17 protein-coding genes are annotated in these 20,449 nt (G+C 72.9%); 4 read left to right on the top strand and 13 right to left on the bottom strand.

The window, feature by feature from the left end; all coding sequences use genetic code 11:
* Positions 1-330: 330 nt before the first annotated feature.
* The 6 genes from AMK19_RS03875 to AMK19_RS03850 all read right to left on the bottom strand — a co-directional run bounded on the left by AMK19_RS03875 (position 331) and on the right by AMK19_RS03850 (position 9,973).
* A complete protein-coding gene (locus AMK19_RS03875) occupies positions 331-1,800 on the bottom strand; it encodes a hypothetical protein (protein ID WP_073808009.1) in 1,470 nt (489 codons plus the stop codon).
* A gap of 74 nt (positions 1,801-1,874) precedes the next feature.
* Positions 1,875-3,626, bottom strand: a complete 1,752-nt coding sequence (locus AMK19_RS03870; protein WP_073808007.1) for a GMC oxidoreductase — start codon at positions 3,624-3,626, stop codon at positions 1,875-1,877.
* 25 nt (positions 3,627-3,651) lie between these two features.
* A complete protein-coding gene (locus tag AMK19_RS03865) occupies positions 3,652-5,259 on the bottom strand; it encodes a succinic semialdehyde dehydrogenase (protein ID WP_073808006.1) in 1,608 nt (535 codons plus the stop codon).
* Between the two features lie 83 nt (positions 5,260-5,342).
* A complete protein-coding gene (locus tag AMK19_RS36855) occupies positions 5,343-6,935 on the bottom strand; it encodes a protein kinase domain-containing protein (protein WP_073807999.1) in 1,593 nt (530 codons plus the stop codon).
* Positions 6,936-7,093: 158 nt separating this feature from the next.
* On the bottom strand, positions 7,094-8,188 hold the full coding sequence (locus AMK19_RS34950) for a protein kinase (protein WP_073807997.1): 1,095 nt from the start codon (positions 8,186-8,188) through the stop codon (positions 7,094-7,096).
* Between the two features lie 123 nt (positions 8,189-8,311).
* Positions 8,312-9,973: a serine/threonine-protein kinase gene (locus tag AMK19_RS03850; protein ID WP_073807995.1), complete on the bottom strand. Its 1,662-nt coding sequence runs from the start codon at positions 9,971-9,973 to the stop codon at positions 8,312-8,314.
* Positions 9,974-10,280: 307 nt separating this feature from the next.
* Between AMK19_RS03850 and AMK19_RS03845 the strand changes: the two genes are divergently transcribed.
* The gene (locus AMK19_RS03845) at positions 10,281-10,793 is read left to right on the top strand and encodes a hypothetical protein (protein WP_073807994.1); all 513 of its coding nucleotides are present in this window, start codon (positions 10,281-10,283) and stop codon (positions 10,791-10,793) included.
* Positions 10,794-10,862: 69 nt separating this feature from the next.
* Here the strand turns inward: AMK19_RS03845 and AMK19_RS03840 are convergent, their stop codons facing one another.
* The 4 genes from AMK19_RS03840 to AMK19_RS03825 form a co-directional block, all read right to left on the bottom strand.
* Positions 10,863-11,981, bottom strand: coding sequence for a GuaB3 family IMP dehydrogenase-related protein (locus tag AMK19_RS03840; RefSeq protein WP_073807992.1), 1,119 nt, complete (start codon positions 11,979-11,981; stop codon positions 10,863-10,865).
* A 161-nt stretch (positions 11,982-12,142) separates the two neighbouring features.
* The gene (gene guaB / locus AMK19_RS03835; protein WP_073807991.1) at positions 12,143-13,645 is read right to left on the bottom strand and encodes an IMP dehydrogenase; all 1,503 of its coding nucleotides are present in this window, start codon (positions 13,643-13,645) and stop codon (positions 12,143-12,145) included.
* Positions 13,646-13,880: 235 nt separating this feature from the next.
* Positions 13,881-14,600 (bottom strand): RNA polymerase sigma factor ShbA, encoded by a 720-nt coding sequence (gene shbA, locus AMK19_RS03830; protein ID WP_073807989.1) that lies wholly within the window; start codon positions 14,598-14,600, stop codon positions 13,881-13,883.
* Positions 14,601-14,798: 198 nt separating this feature from the next.
* A complete protein-coding gene (locus AMK19_RS03825; RefSeq protein ID WP_014136228.1) occupies positions 14,799-15,410 on the bottom strand; it encodes a response regulator transcription factor in 612 nt (203 codons plus the stop codon).
* Between the two features lie 541 nt (positions 15,411-15,951).
* Between AMK19_RS03825 and AMK19_RS03820 the strand changes: the two genes are divergently transcribed.
* The gene (locus AMK19_RS03820) at positions 15,952-16,278 is read left to right on the top strand and encodes a WhiB family transcriptional regulator (RefSeq protein ID WP_073807988.1); all 327 of its coding nucleotides are present in this window, start codon (positions 15,952-15,954) and stop codon (positions 16,276-16,278) included.
* 111 nt (positions 16,279-16,389) lie between these two features.
* Here AMK19_RS03820 and AMK19_RS03815 read toward each other — a convergent pair whose 3' ends face one another.
* From AMK19_RS03815 to groES, 3 genes are all read right to left on the bottom strand, one after another.
* Positions 16,390-17,391, bottom strand: coding sequence for a LysR family transcriptional regulator (locus tag AMK19_RS03815; RefSeq protein WP_073807986.1), 1,002 nt, complete (start codon positions 17,389-17,391; stop codon positions 16,390-16,392).
* A 161-nt stretch (positions 17,392-17,552) separates the two neighbouring features.
* Positions 17,553-19,187, bottom strand: coding sequence for a chaperonin GroEL (groL, locus tag AMK19_RS03810; RefSeq protein ID WP_073807985.1), 1,635 nt, complete (start codon positions 19,185-19,187; stop codon positions 17,553-17,555).
* Between the two features lie 100 nt (positions 19,188-19,287).
* Positions 19,288-19,593 carry a co-chaperone GroES gene (groES, locus tag AMK19_RS03805; protein WP_014136232.1) on the bottom strand — a complete coding sequence of 102 codons (306 nt, stop codon included), beginning with the start codon at positions 19,591-19,593 and terminating at the stop codon, positions 19,288-19,290.
* 258 nt (positions 19,594-19,851) lie between these two features.
* Between groES and AMK19_RS35825 the strand changes: the two genes are divergently transcribed.
* Both AMK19_RS35825 and AMK19_RS03800 read left to right on the top strand, forming a co-directional pair.
* Entirely contained in the window at positions 19,852-19,992 is a 141-nt protein-coding gene (locus tag AMK19_RS35825; RefSeq protein ID WP_158071860.1) for a hypothetical protein, read from the top strand.
* A 66-nt stretch (positions 19,993-20,058) separates the two neighbouring features.
* Entirely contained in the window at positions 20,059-20,436 is a 378-nt protein-coding gene (locus AMK19_RS03800) for a DUF6234 family protein (RefSeq protein WP_073807983.1), read from the top strand.
* Positions 20,437-20,449: the final 13 nt, after the last annotated feature.

The following is a 20,449-nucleotide window of genomic DNA, read 5'->3' as shown; positions in this document are numbered from 1 at the left end:
GCCGGTCGGATCCGGCGCTCCCCCGCGCCGTGTCCGGTTCCGGCCTCACCCGAATTTGCGTCGAATCGGTTGCACGGCACGGCCCTCGTCCAGGACGATGACTGCGAGACGGGGGGCACCACACGCTCCCTCCCCGCGCTCGGGCCGTTTGCGCGAACGGCCCGTCTCTCACGCTCCGTGATGCCCATCGGCCTCCGGGGTGCTCCGAGCCATTTTCCCGACGGCGCCCATCCCCCCGGCGTCGTCACTCAGCACCGGCGCGGCCCTGACGCCGAGTGCTGACCGACAAAGGGCCCCGTTCCCCCGCGGGGCCCTTTGCCCTGTCCGGGCTCAGCCGGCGTCGGGCCGCCGGTAGGCGGCGTGCGAGTCCAGCAGGTCGACGTGTCCGACCGCCGACCGCTCCTCCTCGACCGGTTCGACCAGGCCGATCGGTCCCGCCGCGGCGTCCGGCCCGTCCGTCGGCTGCGCGGGCAGCGGCGCGGACACCGGCACGGGGGTGCGGCGGACGGCGTCGAGCACGGCCGGCACCACCAGCGCGCCGAACACCGCCCAGGCCGCGGCGGCGAGCAGCACCGTGGGCAGCGACCAGCCGAGCAGGTCGATCCGGGTGTCCCGGACCTCGCCCTTCATGATGGTGTGGTCGTTCCCCCAGATCGAGGTGCCGAGCACCAGCGCCGAGGTCAGCGCCGCGTACAGCACGGCCAGCCGGGCCCGGTCCAGCTGCGGCAGCCGCCCGCGGTGCGCGGACCAGCCGAGCGCCAGCGCCGCCAGCAGCACCGGCACCACCGCCAGCCACCACTGGCCGCCGTGCTCGCCGAGGTCGTACAGCGCGAACGAGTCGGCCGCGCCGCCGCGCACGCCGCGCGCCACGACCCGGGCGCCGCTGCCGACACCGAACAGGTAGCCGCCGCCGTTGACCGTCAGCGCCCGGAACGCGGACTGCGGGAACGGCCGGTCGACCAGCACCTGCATCACCACCGACACCACGGTGAGCAGCACCAGCAGCCCGCCGACCACCCGCGCCGCGTGCTGCCACGCCAGCAGCCAGCCGCCCAGCCACCGGCGCCGCGCGGCCTCGGCGCGCAGCACGCCCTGTCCGTCCACGGCGAGCACCACGACGGCGGCGGCCAGGAACGCGGACACCCCGAGCGGCGCCATCGCCGGGCCGGCGGTGATGTGCATGTCGAGGCTGAGCGTCTCCTTGTGCGTGCTGCCGGTGGAGATCCACCCCAGCACGAGCGCCGCAGTCGCGGACAGCGCGCCGGTGCGGAGCGCCTGTGCGCCGGCCGCGCCCGCGGTCGGCGCGTCGGCGCGGGCCCGGGTCGCGATCCGCTGGCCGCACCAGAGCAGCGCCAGCCAGCCGAGGGCCACCAGGTACGGCAGGACGTGAATGCCGACGACGATGGTGCCGTAGCTGCTGGTGTTGCTGTTGCGCATGGGCGTGCCGAACGCCGTCAGCGTCAGCTGCAGCCACATCTGGAAGGTCTGGGTGGTCCAGCGCACCCCGGGGTCGTCGTCCACCCCGGCCACGTCGCGGCCGCCGACGGTGCTGCCGAGCGCGGCCAGCAGCACCAGCAGCACGGTCGGGGCGAGCAGCACCCGGCCGGCGGTGAGCCAGCCCCGGGACGGCGTCGGCCACTGCCGGTCCTGGTGGATCCGCCCGGCGCCCCACGGCGACGCGGTGCCGTCCACCACCACTTCACCGATCGCGGGCGGGGGCGCCGCGAGGGCCTTTCCGCAGTTCGCGCAGGTCGCCACGGCGCCGGCGACGGCCGCGCCGCAGGACTGGCAGATGGGCATGACGGTCCCCCCAGGGATGTCCGGTGATCGGGTGCCCGTTTATCCCATCGGCCGTCAGAGAATGTCAATCGGCTTCAGTCGGCCTTCCGCGGCACCTTCGGCACGGCCAGCAGCGGCAGTCGCAGCGCCCCGAACGCCCCTTCCGGCACCGCCGGCCGACGGGGCGTCACCGCCCGGACGGCCCGGTAGGCGTCGCCCTGCGCGGGCCGCGGGTCGGCCTCGCCGCGGTTGGGCCACATCGACATGGCACGCTCGGCCTGCGCGGTGATCGTCAGCGACGGGTTGACGCCGAGGTTGGCGGAGATCGCGGAGCCGTCGACCACGCTGATCCCCGGGTAGCCGTACAGCCGGTGGTACGGGTCGACGACGCCGGTGTCGGCGCTGTCGCCGATCGGGCAGCCGCCGAGGAAGTGCGCGGTCAGCGGGATGTCGAAGATCTCGCCGACGGTCGAGCCGGGGAAGCCGTTGATGGACGCGGCCAGCGCCCGGGCCCCCTCCTCCGCCGCCGGGATGAAGTTCGGGTTGGGTGCGCCGTGGCCCTGGCGGGAGGTCAGCTTCCCGTTCTTCAGGGAGACCGTCAGCGAGTTGTCCAGCGACTGCATGACCAGTCCGATGATGGTCTTCTCCGACCAACGGTGCTGGTTCATCGACTGCGCGAAGATCCACGGGTGGCGGGCGGCCGTCCCGAGGTAGCGCAGCCAGCGCGGCCCGCGCCCGGCCCCGCCGACCTGCTGGATCGACAGCGCGCCCATCGCGTTCGAGCCGCGGCCGTAGCGGACCGGCTCGATGTGGGTGTTCTCGTCGGGGTGCACGGACGAGGTGATGGCCACGCCGCGGGTGAAGTCGACCCGCTCCCCGTAGCGCCGGTCGGAGGTCTGCGCGCCCACCAGCGCCTCGGAGTTGGTGCGGGTCAGGTGGCCGAGCCTGCCGGAGATCCGGGGCAGCAGCCCGCCCTCGCGCATCCGGTGCAGCAGCGTCTGGGTGCCGTAGGTGCCGGCCGCGACCACCACCCGCTCGGCGGCGATCGTGCGGGCGCCGGCCTTCTTCGCCCGCCGGGTGCGGGCGTCGGTGGGCAGCACGTCCACCGCGTAGCCGTCGCCGTACGGGCGCAGCCGCTTCACGGTGGTCAGCGGCAGGATCTCGGCGCCGGCCCGCTCCGCCAGGTACAGGTAGTTCTCGGTGAGCATGTTCTTCGCGCCGTGCCGGCAGCCCGTCATGCACTCGCCGCACTCGGTGCACGCCCTGCGCTTCGGGCCGGCCCCGCCGAAGTACGGGTCGTCGACCTCGGCGCCGGGCGCGGCCTTGGCGTCGCCCGTGCCGTCCCGGCCGTCGCCGAAGAACACCCCGACGGGGGCCAGGTGGAAGGTGTCGCCGCAGCCCATCGCCTCGGCGGCGGCCTTCAGGTGCACGTCGGAGGGCGTCATGGTCGGGTTGAGCCGGACGCCGAGCATCCGCTGCGCCTGGTCGTAGAACGGGGCGAGTTCGGACTGCCAGTCGGTGATGTGCTTCCACTGCCGGTCCTCGAAGAACGGCTTCGGCGGCACGTACAGCGTGTTGGCGTAGTTCAGCGAGCCGCCGCCGACGCCCGCCCCGGCCAGGATCAGCACGTTGCGCAGCAGGTGGATGCGCTGGATGCCGTACAGGCCGACGGCCGGGGCCCACAGGTAGTCGCGGGTGTCCCAGGACGTGCTGGGCAGCTCGTCCCGGCCGAACCTGCGCCCGGCCTCCAGGACGGCGACCCGGTAGCCCTTCTCGGTCAGCCGGAGCGCGGCGACGGAACCGCCGAAGCCCGAACCGATCACCACGACGTCGTAGTCGAACGACACTGCCCCTCCTTGAGCAACTGCCCTGCTACTTCAGGCGGAACGCCTTCATGACCTTGAGACCGGTGGTGAAGAACTCGGCGAACTTCCGGTCGTCCAGACCCATCGACGGCCCGATCGGCAGCAGCCGCTGCACGGCGATGGTCTGCGCCTCGGTGTAGCGCAGGATGCCCTCCGCGCCGTGCCGCCGGCCCAGCCCGGAGTCGCCCATGCCGCCCATCGGCGACGCCACCGACCCGTACGCGGCGGCGTACGCCTCGTTCACGTTGACGGTGCCGGTGCGCAGCCGCGCCGCGACCTTGCGGCCCCGGCCGGTGTCCCTCGTCCACACGCTGGAGTTCAGGCCGTACGGGGTGGCGTTGGCGGCGGCGACCGCCTCGTCCTCGGTGTCGAACCGGTAGATCGACACCACCGGTCCGAAGGTCTCCTCCGCGCACACCGCCATGTCGGGGGTGACGCCGTCCAGGATGGTCGGCTCGAAGAACAGCGGCCCGAGCTCCGGCCGGGCCTGCCCGCCGGCCACCACCGTCGCCCCGGCCTTCACCGCCTCCTCGACGTGCCGGGTCACCGTCTCCAGCTGACGGCCCGACACCAGCGAGCCCATGTCCGCGCCGTAGGCGAGACCGCCGCCGAGGCGCAGCGCGGACGTCTTCTCGGCGAACTTCGCCAGGAACGCGTCCGCCACCGACCGGTGCACGTACAGCCGCTCGATCGAGATGCACAGCTGCCCGGCGGAGGAGAAGCAGGCCCGCACCGCGCCCGCCGCCGCCTTGTCGAGGTCGGCGTCGGAGAGCACCAGCATCGCGTTCTTGCCGCCCAGCTCCAGCGAGGCGCCGACCAGCCGCTCGGCGGCCCGCCGGGCCACGTCCCGGCCGGTGCGGGTCGAGCCGGTGAACGCCACGTAGTCGGCGCGCTCCACCACCTCCGGGCCCACCACCGGGCCCTCGCCCAGCACGATCTGCCACACCTGCGGCGGCAGCCCCGCCTCGACGAACAACTCCCGCGCCCACAGCGCCGTCAGCGCCGTCTGGGTGTCCGGCTTGTTCACCACCGCGTTGCCCGCGACCAGCGCCGGCAGCGCGTCGCCGACCGACAGCTCCAGCGGGTAGTTCCACGGCGAGATCTGCCCGACCACGCCCTTCGGCCGCCGCGCCTCCACCGCACTGGTCAGCCCGGGCACCGCACCGCCACGCCGTCGGTCCTTCAGGTACGAGGACGCCGTGCGGCCGTAGTGCCGGGCGGCCGACGCGACCGCCATGACCTCCTCGAACGCGTGCAGCCGGGCCTTCCCGGTCTCCGCCTGGATGAGGTCCAGCACCTCGTCCTGCCGCCGCAGCAGCAGATCGTGGAACCGCAGCAGCACCCCCGCCCGGTGCCGCACCGACAACGCCGCCCACGTCGGCTGCGCCTTCCGCGCCGCCGCGAACGCCCGCTCCACGTCGGCCGTCCCGGACACCGGCAGCGTCGCCAGCACCTCGCCGGTCAGCGGCGCGAAAGTCTTCACGACCTCCTCCCCGGACGCCGTGACCCCCTTCGCCAACCGCGCCACCACCGCCGCCGGCACCGCCGCGGCAACCGTACGCGCCGCACCCTTGGCCGCAGGATTGCGCCGAACCTGGCTCGTGCTCTCCGTCATGCGGGCAGCCTAGGCGCTCCACGCCCGCTTGTGTACCCGCCGGTAACACCCTTTCGCGGACGCGGCCGGGCCCCGGCGCCGGATCACCTCGTCGGCACGAAGTTGTTGAGCACCGTGGTGAAGCGCCGCAGGCTCTGCGTCCAGTCCTTCTCCGGCCCCGACACGTACACCGCGTACGAGGTCCCGTCACTGCGCCGGAACTCGACCTCCTTCGCGTGCCGCCGCCCGCCCGTCGTCCCGGTGAAGCTGAACTCCCAGACCGCGCCCTCCTGGTCGTTGATCTTCGCGGCGGCCAGCGAGCTGGTCCTGAAGTCCTTGAGGCTCCTGCTGAGCGAGGCCTCCATCTGCAGCAGGTGCTCCTGCGGCGCGAGCGGCTGCCCGACCGTCACCGCGAACTGCAGGTAGTGGTCGCGGTCGTCGGGCGAGTAGTAGATCTGCGCGTTGGTCTCGCTGCGCACCCAGGCGCCGTCGGTGGGCAGCAGGAAGCGGAACCCGGCCGGGTCGTCCTGCCAGGTGTAGCCGTCGGGCGCGGGCCCCTGCCCGGGATCGGGGTCGACGGCGATCGCGTTGCTCTGGTGCCGGTGGCTCACGTAGTACCCGGCCCCGCCCGCCGCGATCAGCACCAGCACGGCGGTCAGCACCATCAGCACCCGCCGCTTGCCCCCGCGCCGGACCGGCGCCGCCGGCGTCGTGTCCTCCGACGCCTCGCGCGGCTCGGGCGCCTGAGCCGGCGTCACCGCCTCCGCCTCGTCGCCCTCCGGAGTCTCGACCCGGTCGACCACCGGCACCACCTGGGTGGGCAGCCGTGCCTCCCCGGCCTGTTGCGGGACGCGGATGCTGACGGTGTGTCCGTCGGCGACCTCGCGGAGCATCCGCGCGGCCTCGTCGGCGCCGGGCCGCTCCGCCGGGTCCTTGGCCATCAGGGCGGCCAGTATCGGCCCGAGCCCGGCCGCCCGGCGGGACTCCGGCAGCGGCTCGTCGACGACGGCGGCGAGGGTGCCCAGCGGGCTGTCGCGGCGGAACGGCGACTGGCCCTCGACGGCGTGGAACAGCGTCGCGCCGAGCGCCCACAGGTCGGAGGCGGGCCCGGGCCGCTGGCCCTGGGCCCGCTCGGGGGCCAGGTAGTCGGGCGAGCCGACGAGGTCGCCGGGGCGGGTGATGTCCATCGCGCCCTCGAACTTGGCGATGCCGAAGTCGAGCAGCACGACCCGCCCGGTGCCGTGTTCGAGCAGCACGTTGGCGGGCTTGACGTCCCGGTGCAGCACGCCGAGCTGGTGGCCGCGGTGCAGGGCGGCGAGCACCTGGAGGCCGACGTCGGCAGCCTCACGGGGCGTCAGGGTGCCGTCCTGGCTGATCACGTCGGACAGCGCGCGGCCGTCGACGAGTTCCATCACGATCCACGGCCGGCCGTCCTGTTCGAGCACGTCGTGGATGGTGATGACACCCGGGTGCTTGATCCGGGCGGCGGCCCGGGCCTCGCGCTTCATCCGGGACTGGAGTATCTCCAGGTCCTCCTCCGAGAGGTGACTGACCGTCAATTCCTTGACGGCGACCTCCCGGTCCAGCATTTCGTCCCTGGCCCGCCAGACGGTCCCCATCCCGCCGCGGCCCAGGCGCTCGCCGAGCGCGTACCGCCCGGCCAGCAGACGGCCTGTCGACTGGTCCTGTGCGCCCATGACCGTCCCCCCCTTCAGTGACCCCCCACCGCCGGTCGGACGAGGTCGTGGCACACCGCGTGCCTGCTCGCACCGGCGGTTCGAAGGCAAGCCTAGGCTGCGCGGAGCCGCGCGGGAATCACACCCCGGACAGCGAATCGCACCGTGACCGGCCGCTTTCAGCCTGCGACGAGAACGATCCCGGCAACCGCGGCGACCATCAGCACCAGGACCGCCACCAGCACCAGCGGGCCGAACATCCGCGGCGGAATCCGGGGCTGCCGCCCGGCGGGCGCGGCACCCTGACGGGCCGTCGGCGGCCGCTTCCGCGGGCGGGCGCCGCGCGGCCGCACCGCCGGCGGTGCGGCCTCGGTCCGGGGCTCGGGCAGCGGCCGTTCGGGCCTCCCGTCCGGGTACGGCTCGGGCGCGAACACCAGCAGCTCGTGCAACTCCCGCTGGACGGCGGCCGCGTCGGGCCGGGCCGCGGCGTCCGGGCTCAGCAGCCGCTCGACCAGGGGCCGCAGCGGACCGCACCGGTCGGCGGGGTGGTGGCGGCCGTCGCGGACCGCGGCCAGCAGCGTCGGCAGGTCGTGCTCGGGGTACGGGCCGTAGCCGGAGAGCAGACGGTAGAGCAGCACCCCGAGGGACCAGGTGTCGGCGGGGGCACCCGGGTCGATCGCCCAGCGCTCGGCGAGCGGTCCGAGCATGAGGGCGCGCGTCTCGTACACCCGGCGCGGCACTTCACCGCCGAGCGCGGCGCAGAGTTCCTCCTCGGCGGCGCCGAGCAGCAGGCCGCCGAGCATCGCCGCGCCGTCCTCGCAGACCAGCACGGTGCGGGCGGTGACGTTGCCGTGGGTGAGCCCGGTGTCGTGCACGGCCCGCAGCGCCCCGGCCAGGTCGGCGCCGATCTCCGCGACCCGGTACGGCGACAGCGGCCCGCCGGCCATCAGCCCTTCCAGCGCGACGCCGCTCACCGACTCCTCGGCGACCCACAGCAGGTCGCCCTCGGGACCGGCGGCGAGTCCGCGCAGCAGCCGCGGGTGGGCGGACGCGGCGGCCGCGACCTGCGCGACCCGGGCGGTCAGCCGCTGGCCGTACCCGGGCGCGGTCCCGTCCGAGTCGAAGCCGGGCGCCACCGGTTCGGGCAGCTCCAGGGCGAACAGCCGCACCCGGGCACCGCTGTGCCCGTCCACCGCAGGCACGCCGACGTCGTCGTCCGGACGGTCCGTCACCCGGTACCGCCCGGCCACCACCTGTCCCGGGGCCGTTCGCATGCCTGTTCCTCACGCCGTAGTGCCGCCAGCCTACGGCCCAGGGCCGCCCCCGCGACCTCCCGGTGCGGCCTTTCAACTCCGTTGCCCCGCCCGGCCGAACGCGCCGGTGTGCCGGGGCGGGCCCTAGGGAGCGGGCTGGAAGCTCTCGAAGGAGATCCGGCGGGCCAGCGAGCCGTCCGGCGCGGACCACACCGACTCCGGCATCGTCCAGTAGATCGCGTAGCCGTACTTGCCGTTGCCGGTGACGAAGCCCCGGTTCAGCGAGTGCAGGACGGTGCCGCTCTTGCCGGAGTACGTCCACTCCCAGTCGGCGGCATTGCTCCAGTCCCGGTAGGCCACCGTCTCGACGCGGATCCGGCGGTAGTTGGACATCTTCGCGGAGCGGTCGGCCGCCTGCCAGTCCTTGAGCGCGCTGTCCCCGGCGGGCGACTGCCAGTCGACCACCAGCCGCAGGCCGTTGCCCTCGAAGCGCCGGCTGGTGGAGCGGTAGTCCGGGCCCTGGTCGGACATCCACTCGGGCAGCGTGATGCTGAACCCGGACGGGTCCTTGTACACCCGGTACCCGTCGGGCGCCTGACCGGGCGTCAGCGAGGGCCCGGGCGACTCGGACGGCGCCGTCGACGCACTGGCGCTCTGGCTCGCACTCGGGCTGCCGCTCCCGGGCGGCGAGGCGCTGGTCGTCGGCTCCCCTGCCGTCGCGATCCGGTCGCCGGCGTTCGCCACGCCGTTGCCCTTCTCGGCGGGCCACAGCACCACCAGCGCGGCGACCAGCGCCAGCACCGCGACCACCGCGGCCAGCATCAGCAGCCTGCGCTTCCGGGCCAGCCCGGCCCGCTGGATCACGGCGGTGTCCGCGCGGGCGGCGGGGTCGGCGGGCAGCGCCCGGGTCGCGGTCTCGGCGGCGACCGGCTCGACCGGCTTCGCGGCGACGGCCGGCTCCGGTACGGGCAGCGCCTTCCCGTCGACGATCAGCTGCAGCATCTCGCGGGCCGCTTCGGCGTCCATCCGCTTGGCGGGGTCCTTCTCCAGCAGCCCCTGGATGACCGGCAGCAGCGGCCCGGCGTGGGCGGCCGGCGGCAGTTCCTCGGTCATCACGGCGGTCAGCGTGGCCAGCGCGGAGCCCCGGTCGTACGGCGGGACGCCCTCGACCATCGCGTACAGGGTGCCGCCGAGCGACCACAGGTCGGACGGCGGGCCGGGCCGCTGCCCGCGGGCCCGCTCGGGCGCGATGTACGAGGGCGCGCCGACCAGCATGCCGGTGGAGGTGATCGAGGTGTCGCCCTCGACGCTGGCGATGCCGAAGTCGGTGAGCACGGTCCGCCCGTCCTCGCCGATCAGCACGTTGGACGGCTTCACGTCGCGGTGCAGCACGCCCTGGTTGTGCGCGGCGCCGAGCACCCCGAGCAGGTCCAGCCCGATCGCGGCGGCCCGCTCGGGCGTCAGCGGGCCGTCCTCACGGACCACGTCGGCCAGCGAGCGGCCGTCGACGAGTTCCATGACGATCCACGGGCGCTCGTCCTCCTCGACCACGTCGAAGACGGTGACGGCGGCGGTGTGCCGGATCCGGGCGGTGGCCTTGGCCTCGCGCAGGGTGCGGACGATCAGCCGGTGCTTCTCGGCCTCGTCGACGGCCCCGGTCATCCGGAGCTCCTTCACCGCGACGACCCGGCCGAGCATCTCGTCCTCGGCCCGCCACACGGTGCCCATCCCGCCACGGCCGAGCACCTCGCCCAGCCGGTAGCGGTCCGCCAGCAGTCGGCCGGTCGGTTCCTGCGGCTGCGTCATCGGTGCGCTCTCCCCATGGTGTTGCGGCCTCGCCGGGCGCCCGGCCGGGACCTGACAGCGTGTCGGACCACCGCGGGCGGCGGTCGCACGCCGGGGCACCATCATCCCCTGCCGCGCCCCCGCCCGGCCACCCGCCCCCACCCGGCCCGCGCCCCGTGCGCCCCTCGTGTCCCGTCCGCACCACCCCCGCGTCCGAAAACGACCGCTCCGGACCGGCGCGCCGCGTGCGAAAACCTTCTGTCGCACTGTCCCTGTGCGCTGCTAGCCTCTGGGCGCTCTTCACATCATCACCACGGGGGAAGCCCACATGACCACGCCCGAACCAGCCGACCCGTTCACCCCGCCGCCCGGTCCCCCGAGCGCCCCGGCCTCGCCGCTGGCCCCCGGCGTCCCGCTGGCCGGCGCCGGCGCCGGCCCCAAGAACCTGCCGGGCGCGGTGCTGGCCGGTCTCGGCGTCGCACTGGTCTCCGGCCTGCTGTACGGCTTCATCGCCAAGGCCACCGACTACGAGATCACCTGGATGGCGATCGGCATCGCCGCCGCCGTCGGCGTCACCGTCGGCCGGATCGGCGGCAAGCACCCGGTCCTGCCGCCGGTCGGTGCGCTGCTCTCCGTGCTCGGCCTGTTCTTCGGCCAGCTGTTCGGCATCGCGCTGTATGTCCAGGAGGCCGCCGGCATCTCGGTGCCGACCATGTTCACCGAGCACTCCTCCATCCTGCTCGACGGCTGGAAGGAAGCCTTCAGTTTCTACTGGGCCCTGTTCATCGTGGTCGGCGCGGTCGCGGGCTTCAACATCACCCGGAAGTTCGGCGAGTCCTGACGACCCGTCGGAAAAGGGCCCCTGCCGCGTGCGGCAGGGGCCCTCTCCGTCGGACCGGCGGAACCGGGATCAGTGGCCGGAGTTGACCGTGACCTCGACCCGCTGGAACTCCTTCAGCTCGGTGTAGCCGGTGGTGGCCATCGCCCGCCGCAGCGCACCGAACATGTTCATGGTGCCGTCGGGGGTGTGCGACGGACCGGTCAGGATCTGCTCGGTCGAGCCGACGGTGCCCAGGTGCACCCGCTTGCCGCGCGGCAGCTCCTCGTGGACGGCCTCCATGCCCCAGTGGTAGCCCTGGCCGGGCGCGTCGGTGGCACGGGCCAGCGCGGCGCCGATCATCACCGCGTCCGCGCCGCAGGCGACGGCCTTCGGGATGTCGCCGCTGTAGCCGACGCCGCCGTCCGCGATCACGTGCACGTAGCGGCCGCCGGACTCGTCCATGTAGTCCCGGCGGGCCGCCGCGACGTCCGCCACCGCGGTCGCCATCGGCACCTGGATGCCCAGCACGTTGCGGGTGGTGTGCGCGGCGCCGCCGCCGAAGCCGACCAGCACGCCGGCCGCGCCGGTGCGCATCAGGTGCAGCGCGGCGGTGTAGGTGGCGCAGCCGCCGACGATCACCGGGACGTCCAGCTCGTAGATGAACTGCTTCAGGTTCAGCGGCTCGGCCGCGCCCGACACGTGCTCGGCGGAGACCGTGGTGCCGCGGATCACGAACACGTCGACGCCGGCGTCCACGACGGCCTTGGAGAACTCGGCGGTGCGCTGCGGCGAGAGCGCCGCGGCGGTGACCACACCCGAGTCACGGACCTCCTTGATCCGCTCCTTGATCAGCTCGGCCTTGATCGGCGCGGAGTACACCTCCTGCAGGCGACGCGTCGCGTCCGCCTCGTCGGTGAGCGACGCGATCTCCTCCAGCAGCGGCTGCGGGTCCTCGTACCGCGTCCACAGGCCTTCCAGGTTCAGCACGCCGAGGCCGCCCAGCTGCCCGATCGCGATCGCCTGCTGCGGCGAGACCACGCTGTCCATCGGAGCCGCCAGGAACGGCAGTTCGAACCGGTAGGCGTCGATCTGCCAAGCGATCGAGACCTCCTTCGGGTCACGCGTACGGCGGCTGGGGACGACGGCGATGTCGTCGAAGGAATACGCCCGACGGCCGCGCTTGCCTCGCCCGATCTCGATCTCAGTCACTTCGAGCCCTTCTGCTGCTTTCCATCTGCCGACCGGGTCACCCCGGCCGCACCCAAGTATCTCGTACGACCCCTTTGCGCCCCGACAGGGGCGCACCGAACAGCAGGAACCGCCCGGGTCCCGCAGTCACCTGCGGTCCGGGCGGCTCCTGTGGAAAAGCGTCAGCGCGCGTTGTAGTTCGGCGCCTCGACCGTCATCTGGATGTCGTGCGGGTGGCTCTCCTTGAGGCCCGCCGAGGTGATCCGGACGAACCGGCCCTTGGTCTGCATCTCCTCGACCGCCGCCGCACCGACGTAGCCCATGGTCTGGCGCAGGCCGCCGACCAGCTGGAACAGCACCGCGGACAGCGGGCCGCGGTACGGCACCTGGCCCTCGATGCCCTCGGCGATCAGCTTCTCGTCCGAGGAGACCTCGGCCTGGAAGTAGCGGTCCTTGGAGAAGGACTTCGCCTGGCCGCGGGTCTGCATCGCACCCAGCGAGCCCATGCCGCGGTAGGACTTGAACTGCTTGCCGTTGATGAACAGCAGCTCGCCCGGCGACTCCTCGCAGCCGGCCAGCAGCGAGCCCAGCATCACGGTGTCGGCGCCGGCGCACAGCGCCTTGCCGATGTCGCCGGAGTACTGCAGGCCGCCGTCGCCGATGATCGGGACGCCCGCGTTCTGGCAGGCCTGCGCGGCCTCGTAGATCGCGGTGACCTGCGGGACGCCGACGCCGGCGACCACGCGGGTGGTGCAGATCGAGCCGGGGCCGACGCCGACCTTCACGCCGTCGACGCCCGCGTCGATCAGCGCCTGCGCGCCGTCCCGGGTGGCGACGTTGCCGCCGACCACGTCGACCGACACCGCGGACTTGATCTTCGAGATCCAGGACAGCGCGTTGTGCGAGTGACCGTGCGAGGTGTCCACCACGAGGAAGTCCACGCCCGCGCCGACCAGCGCCTGGGCCCGGTCGAACGCCTCCGCGGAGGCGCCGACCGCGGCGCCGACCAGCAGCCGACCCTCGGCGTCCTTCGCGGCGTTCGGGTACTTCTCCGCCTTGACGAAGTCCTTGACGGTGATCAGGCCCTTGATCCGGCCCTCGTCGTCGACCAGCGGCAGCTTCTCGATCTTGTGGCGGCGCAGCAGCGCGATCGCGTCCTCGCCGGAGATGCCGACCTTGCCGGTGATCAGCGGCATCGGCGTCATGATCTCGGCGACCTTGCGGCTGCGGTCGGTCTCGAAGGCCATGTCACGGTTGGTGACGATGCCCAGCAGCTTGCCGTCCGGGCTCGCCACCGGCACGCCGGAGATCCGGAACCGGGCGCACAGCGCGTCGGCCTCGGCCAGGGTGGCCTCCGGGCCGACGGTGATCGGGTCGGTCACCATGCCGGACTCGGAGCGCTTCACCAGGTCGACCTGGTTGACCTGGTCCTCGATCGACAGGTTGCGGTGCAGGACGCCGACGCCGCCCTGCCGGGCCATCGCGATCGCCATGCGCGACTCGGTGACCTTGTCCATCGCCGCGGACAGCAGCGGGATGTTGACCCGCACGTTCCGGGAGATCCGCGAGGAGGTGTCGACCTGGTTGGGCAGCACCTCGGAAGCCCCGGGCAGCAGCAGGACGTCGTCGTACGTGAGTCCGAGCATCGCGAACTTCTCGGGTACGCCGGCGGCGTTGTAAGACATGGGGAACCTTCCGTGGCGGGCCGTCGTTCTGCGCACGGGCGCCCGGGGTCTCTATCGGCCGCCAAGGACGCCCGGCGTCCGGACGATCCTCCAACCGAGGACCGCGCACACCGGAGAAGCTTTGGCGACCCGACCAGGCGCCGATACCCCATGGTACTGGTGACGCGGGGTATGTCGTCGCGCCCTCTTGACAACGCGCACGCCCCCCGGCTTCTTCCACCCGCCGGAGGTCCGGCTAGCCGGACTCCTCCGCCAGCGCCCGCAGCCGCGACAGCGCCCGGTGCTGGGCCACCCGCACCGCGCCCGGCGACATGCCGAGCACCTCGCCGGTCTCCTCCGCCGACAGCCCGTCCGCCACCCGCAGCAGCACCAGCTCGCGCTGCCGGGCCGGCAGGTTGGACAGCAGCTCCTTGATCCACGCGGCGTCGCTGGACAGCAGCGCCCGCTCCTCGGGGCCGAGCGAGTCGTCCGGCGTCTCCGGCAGGTCGTCCGGCGGGATCACCGTCGAACCGGGCCCGCGCATCGCGGCCCGCTGCAGATCGGCGATCTTGTGCGCGGCGATCCCGTACACGAAGGCCTCGAACGGACGGCCGGTGTCCCGGTACCGGGGCAGCGCGCACAGCACGGCGACGCACACCTCCTGCGCCACGTCGTCCACATGGTGCCGGGCCCCACCGGGCAGCCGGAGCAACCGGCCCCGGCAGTACCGCAGCGCCAGCGGCAGCACGTAGCCGAGCAGCGCCTCGATCGCCGGGCCGTCCCCGCGCACCGCGGCCGCGACCAGCGCCGCCTCCTCGGGCGACGTCACGCCCGGGCCCTGCGGACGGCCGCCCGCATCCGACGCACCGTCGGATTCCGCCGATCCACCCTCCGGCGCCGACGACGAATCGGCAGCCGCGCCCCCGTGGGCGGGCTGCGCCGGATCGGTCCCGGCCGCCTCCTCGTCGTCACGCATCGGTCCATGGTGCCTGGTCGGACCGGAAAACGCGGCACCGCGTCCGGACTTGTGCATCGGAACGTTATGCGTCGCCGGGTGCACCGTGCCGCCTCCCCTGCCTGTCCGCTGGTCCCCGAGGTGCTCCACTACTCCATGGTGCAGCCTCGGGACCACAACGTCACACGTCCGAGCGAGCGCAGTTGTCGCCGCACCCGCTCAGCGGACCAGACCCCAACGGAAGCCCAGCGCCACCGCGTGCGCGCGGTCCGAGGCGCCGAGCTTCTTGAACAGCCGCCTGGCGTGCGTCTTCACGGTGTCCTCGGACAGGAACAGCTCGCGGCCGATCTCCGCGTTGCTGCGGCCGTGGCTCATCCCCTCCAGCACCTGGATCTCACGGGCCGTCAACGTCGGTGCGGCGCCCATGTCCGGGCTGCGCAGCCGGCGCGGCGCCAGGCGCCAGGTCGGGTCGGCCAGCGCCTGGGTGACGGTGGCCCGCAGCTCGGCGCGCGAGGCGTCCTTGTGCAGGTAGCCGCGGGCCCCGGCGGCGACCGCGAGGGCCACGCCGTCCAGGTCCTCGGCCACGGTGAGCATGATGATCCGGGCGCCCGGGTCGGCCGAGAGCAGTCGGCGGACCGTCTCCACCCCGCCCAGTCCGGGCATCCGGACGTCCATCAGAACGAGATCGGAACGGTCGGCCACCCAGCGGCGGAGGACCTCCTCACCGTTCGTCGCAGTGGTCACCCGGTCCACGCCGGGTACGGTCGCCACCGCACGCCGCAGCGCCTCCCGGGCGAGCGGGGAATCGTCGCAGACGAGTACGGATGTCATGACCGTCGTCCTCCGCAGCTGATCCGCGTCACGTTGAGCCTCCTGGCTGGTACGAACCTCTCCGACACGGCCGCTCGGGACGGACCCCGTTCCGATCGCCTCGCTCCGCGACCGATCCCGATGCCCTGCGCCCGCCGACCGCCTCCGTACATCCAACGACCGTCACTCGAATGAGTTACGGCTTCAGGTCCATCTCCACCACTGTACGTGGCCAACCCATCACACAAGAGCTACCTCGCGGTGCACACGCCGCACTTTTGTGCAGCTCGCGCGCGGTGCCCGCGCCGCGCACGCCTTTCGACCGCGGCCCGCGCCCCACCGGACACCCGATCGGACAGCGGCACGACTCAAAACCTATTGCACCGTTTGTCCGTTTTTATAGCTTCCGTCAGGTCATTGACTGTTGTGTCGGTGTGTGGGTGACTTGTCCGTGTAGTTGGGTGTAAGTCATATTTCCAGGTGTCCGTATCGGTCCCGCGCAGCCTCGCCGGAGCAATACCGTCCGGGCCGCCGGGTCCCGCACCCTCGAAGGGAATGAGCCATGGCAGATTTCTCCCGCCTCCCCGGCCCCAACGCAGACCTCTGGGACTGGCAGCTCTCCGCCGCCTGCCGCGGTGTCGACAGCTCGCTGTTCTTCCACCCCGAAGGCGAACGCGGCGCGGCCCGGACCTCCCGCGAGGCGAGCGCCAAGGAGGTCTGCATGCGCTGCCCGGTACGCGCCCAGTGCGCGGCCCACGCCCTGGCCGTCCGCGAGCCCTACGGGGTCTGGGGCGGTATGACGGAGGACGAGCGCGAGGAGCTCCTCGGCCGCTCCCGCAACCGGCTGGTCCAGGTCCCGCTGGCCATGCCGCAGACCGTCCGCCCCTGAGCCCCCGATGACGCCGCAGGTGTTCTCGGACGCGGCGTAGGTGTTCACCTGGCTGGAAAAACGTTTCTCCGCCTGCGCTGCGCCGTCCGTCCCCGGGTCGGCGCGGACGCCTCAGCGGGCGGCGGCCGCCGCCGCGAGCTGCTCCAGCATCAGCTCCACCGCCGGAACCCCCGCCAGGTCCGGCAGGGTCAGCGCCACCACCTCGCGCCGCGCAGGCTCCCCCGACGCCACCCGCACCGGCACCGCCGCCACCCCCGGGTGCCGCACCGACTCCAGTGCCAGCCCCGGCAGCACCGCCACCCCCAGGCCCGCGCCCACCAGGCCCACCACCGCCGGATAGTCGTCGGTGGCGAACTCGATCGCCGGCGCGAAGCCCGCGTCCGTGCACAGCTCCACCAGGTGCCCCCGGCACTGCGGGCAGCCGGCGATCCACTGCTCCTGCGCCAGCTCCACCAGATCCACCGGCTCGCCCTCGCCCCGGCCCGCCAGCGGATGCCCGGCCGGCACCAGCCCCACCAGCGGATCGTCCAGCAGCGGCCGCACCACCAGCTCCGACCAGTCGTTCGCCGCGGCCGTCGCCGCCGCCTCCAACGTCGCCTCCGCCCGCGCCTCGCGCAGCGTCGCGTGCGGCGACGGCAGGCTCAGCCCGCCCTGCGAGTCCGGGTACCGGAACGCCAGCGCCACCTCGCACTCCCCGCCGCGCAGCATCGCCAGCGCCTGCGGGGGCTCCGCCTCCACCAACGACACCCGCACGCCCGGGTGCACCGCCCGCACCTGCGCCACCGACCGCGGCACCAGCGTCGAGCTCGCCGTCGGGAACGACACCAGCCGCACCCGCCCCGCCCGCAGCCCCGCGATCGCCGCGACCTCCTCCTCCGCGGCCGACAGCCCCGCGAGGATCCCGTTCGCGTGCTTCAACAGCACCCGCCCGGCCTCGCTCAGCTGCATCTCCCGCCCCGACCGCACCACCAGCGGGGTGTCCACCGCCTTCTCCAGCGCCTTCATCTGCTGGCTCACCGCAGGCTGCGTACACCCCAGCTCCCGCGCCGCAGCAGAGAAGGACCCGGTCCGGGCGACGGCATGCAGAACACGGAGATGGCGGGCTTCAATCACGCCATCAACCTTAGGGGAGGCGCGAAACCAAGCAGAGCACCCACCCGCCCACGCGAAAGGGCGCGAGGCCCTGCACGCTCCGGCCTCGCACTACGGGAGTGCATGGCCGGTCGCGCAGTTCCTCGCGCCCCTTCAGTGGCTAGTGCCTAGCGGCCGGCGCTTCAGTGGCTGTGGCCGTGCCCGCCGTGCGAGTGGCCGTGGCCCGCGCCCTCTTCCTCTTCCTTCTTCTCGACCACCAGGGTCTCGGTGGTGAGGAGCAGCGAGGCGATGGAGGCGGCGTTCTCCAGGGCGGAGCGGGTGACCTTGACCGGGTCGATGACGCCGGCCTTGACCAGGTCGCCGTACTCGCCGGTGGCGGCGTTGTAGCCCTGGCCGGCCTCCAGCTCGGAGACCTTGGAGGTGATGACGTAGCCCTCGAGGCCGGCGTTCTGGGCGATCCAGCGCAGCGGCTCGACCAGCGCGCGGCGGACCACGGCGACACCGGTGGCCTCGTCGCCGGACAGGCCGAGGCCGTCCTCCAGGACCTTCGCGGCGTGGACCAGCGAGGCGCCACCACCGGCGACGATGCCCTCCTCGACCGCGGCGCGGGTCGCGGAGATGGCGTCCTCCAGGCGGTGCTTGCGCTCCTTGAGCTCGACCTCGGTGGCCGCGCCGACCTTGATCACGCAGACGCCGCCGGCCAGCTTGGCGAGGCGCTCCTGGAGCTTCTCGCGGTCCCAGTCGGAGTCGGTGTTGGCGATCTCGGCCTTGATCTGGGCGACCCGGCCGGCGACCTCGGAGGAGTCACCGGCGCCGTCGACGACGATGGTCTCGTCCTTGGTGACGGTGATGCGGCGGGCGGAGCCCAGCACGTCCAGGCCGACCTGGTCGAGCTTGAGGCCGACCTCCTCGGAGATGACCTGGCCGCCGGTCAGGGTGGCGATGTCGCCGAGGATGGCCTTGCGGCGGTCGCCGAAGCCGGGGGCCTTGACGGCGACCGCGTTGAAGGTGCCGCGGATCTTGTTGACCACCAGGGTGGACAGCGCCTCGCCGTCGACGTCCTCGGCGATGATCAGCAGCGGGCGGGAGCCGCCGGCCTGCAGGACCTTCTCCAGCAGCGGCAGGAGCTCCTGGATGCTGGAGATCTTGCCCTGGTTGATCAGGACGTACGGGTCCTCCAGGACGGCTTCCTGGCGCTCCGCGTCGGTGACGAAGTACGGCGACAGGTAGCCCTTGTCGAACTGCATGCCCTCGGTGAACTCGAGCTCGACGCCGAAGGTGTTCGACTCCTCGACGGTGATGACACCGTCCTTGCCGACCTTGTCGATCGCCTCGGCGATCAGCTCGCCGACCTGGGTGTCCTGGGCGGACAGCGACGCGACGGCGGCGATGTCGTCCTTGCCCTCGATCTCGCGGGCGACCGACAGCAGGTGCTCGGAGACGGCGGCGACGGCCTTGTCGATGCCCTTCTTCAGGGCGGCCGGGCCGGCGCCGGCGGCGACGTTGCGCAGGCCCTCGTTGACCAGGGCCTGGGCCAGCACGGTGGCGGTGGTGGTGCCGTCACCCGCGACGTCGTTGGTCTTGGTGGCGACCTCCTTGACCAGCTGCGCGCCGAGGTTCTCGTACGGGTCGTCGAGCTCGACCTCGCGGGCGATGGTCACACCGTCGTTGGTGATGGTGGGGGCGCCGAACTTCTTGTCGATGACGACGTTGCGGCCCTTGGGGCCGATGGTCACCTTGACGGTGTCGGCCAGCTTGTTGACGCCGCGCTCAAGCGAACGGCGGGCATCCTCGTTGAACTGCAGGGTCTTCGCCATGATCCCGTTTCCTCAGGGTGTGGTCTGCGTACGTGGAGCAACAACCGCGCCCCGGGCCCCTGTCAGTGCTGACACGGATCCGGGGCGGGGCTGGGACGTCTTACTTCTCGATGATGGCGAGAACGTCGCGAGCCGAGAGGACGAGGTACTCCTCGCCCTGGTACTTCACCTCGGTGCCGCCGTACTTCGAGTACAGGACGATGTCACCCACGGCGACGTCGAGCGGCAGACGCTGGCCGTCCTCGAAGCGACCCGGGCCGACCGCCAGGACGACGCCCTCCTGGGGCTTTTCCTTGGCAGTGTCCGGGATCACCAGGCCGGAGGCGGTGGTGGTCTCGGCGTCGAGCGGCTGGACCACAATGCGGTCCTCGAGCGGCTTGATGGCAACCTTGCTGCTGGTGGTCACGTCCGAGCTCCCCTTCGGAGATTACGGGGTTGTCTAACAGGTAGGTGGCGATGGTGCGCAACTGCCGTCGCGGGGGTCAGACACGCATCTTCGCGTTAGCACTCCCCCTGGGGGGAGTGCCAGGAACGACCTTAGGACGCCGTTAGCACTCAGTCAACCAGAGTGCCAACGACGTCGTGTCGGATTTGGGTACGGCAACCCCGGTATTGAGGGCCGGTACTCAGGCATCGGCGCCAACTCCCGCGCCAGGATAGGCACATGACGAAGACCAGGCCCTCGGGCCGGCGGGATGTGTTTCATGCGCTCCGGTTGACGGCGCCGGAGGCTCCGCTGCTGTGCGCCGCGCCGTACGCGTTCGCGCTGCCGGCGGCGGTCCTGTCCTCGGCGCTCGGTGGGTGACGTCGCGGGCAGGCCGAGTACGGATACTCAGGCGCACCCGGGCGGCCGGGGCCGAGACTGGCAGGCATGTCGCGCCGCCGCCTGCTGATCATCGACGTTCTGGCCATGCTCGCGCTGCTGTGCGCGACCGCGGCCGTCGGCACCTGGCTGTTCCTGTACGTGGGACTCTCCGCCTGGGCTTCGGGCGGCAGGGAGACGGTCGACGGGCTGACCGTGCTGTTCTGCTTCGCCGCGCTGCCGGCGGCGGTCGCGGCGCTGGCCGGGTGGCGGCGGTACTGGGTGACCGCCGTGGTGCACGCGCTGCTGGCGCTCGCGGTGCTGGTGCCGGCCGTCGCCGGGTACGCCTACGACCACCGGCACGACGGGGACTACCGGCCGGAGCCGCTGCCGAGCGACTACCGGCCCTGCTTCAGCGGGTCGGACTGCTCGGCGACCGGCGGGTGAGCGGGCAGCGAGA

This window comes from Kitasatospora sp. CB01950 (assembly GCF_001905465.1).
In the GTDB taxonomy this organism is placed as follows: domain Bacteria; phylum Actinomycetota; class Actinomycetes; order Streptomycetales; family Streptomycetaceae; genus Kitasatospora.
The sequence above is the reverse complement of the archived record's forward strand: the minus strand, read 5'-3'. Positions and strand labels throughout refer to the sequence as shown.

What these genes read in the sequence shown, in the direction of transcription:
- AMK19_RS03820 (WP_073807988.1), top strand. Translation starts at nt 15,952, where the DNA reads ATGGCAGATTTCTCCCGCCTCCCCGGCCCCAACGCAGACCTCTGGGAC.
- AMK19_RS03825 (WP_014136228.1), bottom strand. Translation starts at nt 15,410, where the DNA reads ATGACATCCGTACTCGTCTGCGACGATTCCCCGCTCGCCCGGGAGGCG.
- AMK19_RS03875 (WP_073808009.1), bottom strand. Translation starts at nt 1,800, where the DNA reads ATGCCCATCTGCCAGTCCTGCGGCGCGGCCGTCGCCGGCGCCGTGGCG.
- AMK19_RS03845 (WP_073807994.1), top strand. Translation starts at nt 10,281, where the DNA reads ATGACCACGCCCGAACCAGCCGACCCGTTCACCCCGCCGCCCGGTCCC.
- AMK19_RS35825 (WP_158071860.1), top strand. Translation starts at nt 19,852, where the DNA reads ATGACGAAGACCAGGCCCTCGGGCCGGCGGGATGTGTTTCATGCGCTC.
- AMK19_RS03865 (WP_073808006.1), bottom strand. Translation starts at nt 5,259, where the DNA reads ATGACGGAGAGCACGAGCCAGGTTCGGCGCAATCCTGCGGCCAAGGGT.
- AMK19_RS03850 (WP_073807995.1), bottom strand. Translation starts at nt 9,973, where the DNA reads ATGACGCAGCCGCAGGAACCGACCGGCCGACTGCTGGCGGACCGCTAC.
- AMK19_RS03800 (WP_073807983.1), top strand. Translation starts at nt 20,059, where the DNA reads ATGTCGCGCCGCCGCCTGCTGATCATCGACGTTCTGGCCATGCTCGCG.
- AMK19_RS34950 (WP_073807997.1), bottom strand. Translation starts at nt 8,188, where the DNA reads ATGCGAACGGCCCCGGGACAGGTGGTGGCCGGGCGGTACCGGGTGACG.
- shbA (WP_073807989.1), bottom strand. Translation starts at nt 14,600, where the DNA reads ATGCGTGACGACGAGGAGGCGGCCGGGACCGATCCGGCGCAGCCCGCC.
- AMK19_RS36855 (WP_073807999.1), bottom strand. Translation starts at nt 6,935, where the DNA reads ATGGGCGCACAGGACCAGTCGACAGGCCGTCTGCTGGCCGGGCGGTAC.
- guaB (WP_073807991.1), bottom strand. Translation starts at nt 13,645, where the DNA reads ATGTCTTACAACGCCGCCGGCGTACCCGAGAAGTTCGCGATGCTCGGA.
- groL (WP_073807985.1), bottom strand. Translation starts at nt 19,187, where the DNA reads ATGGCGAAGACCCTGCAGTTCAACGAGGATGCCCGCCGTTCGCTTGAG.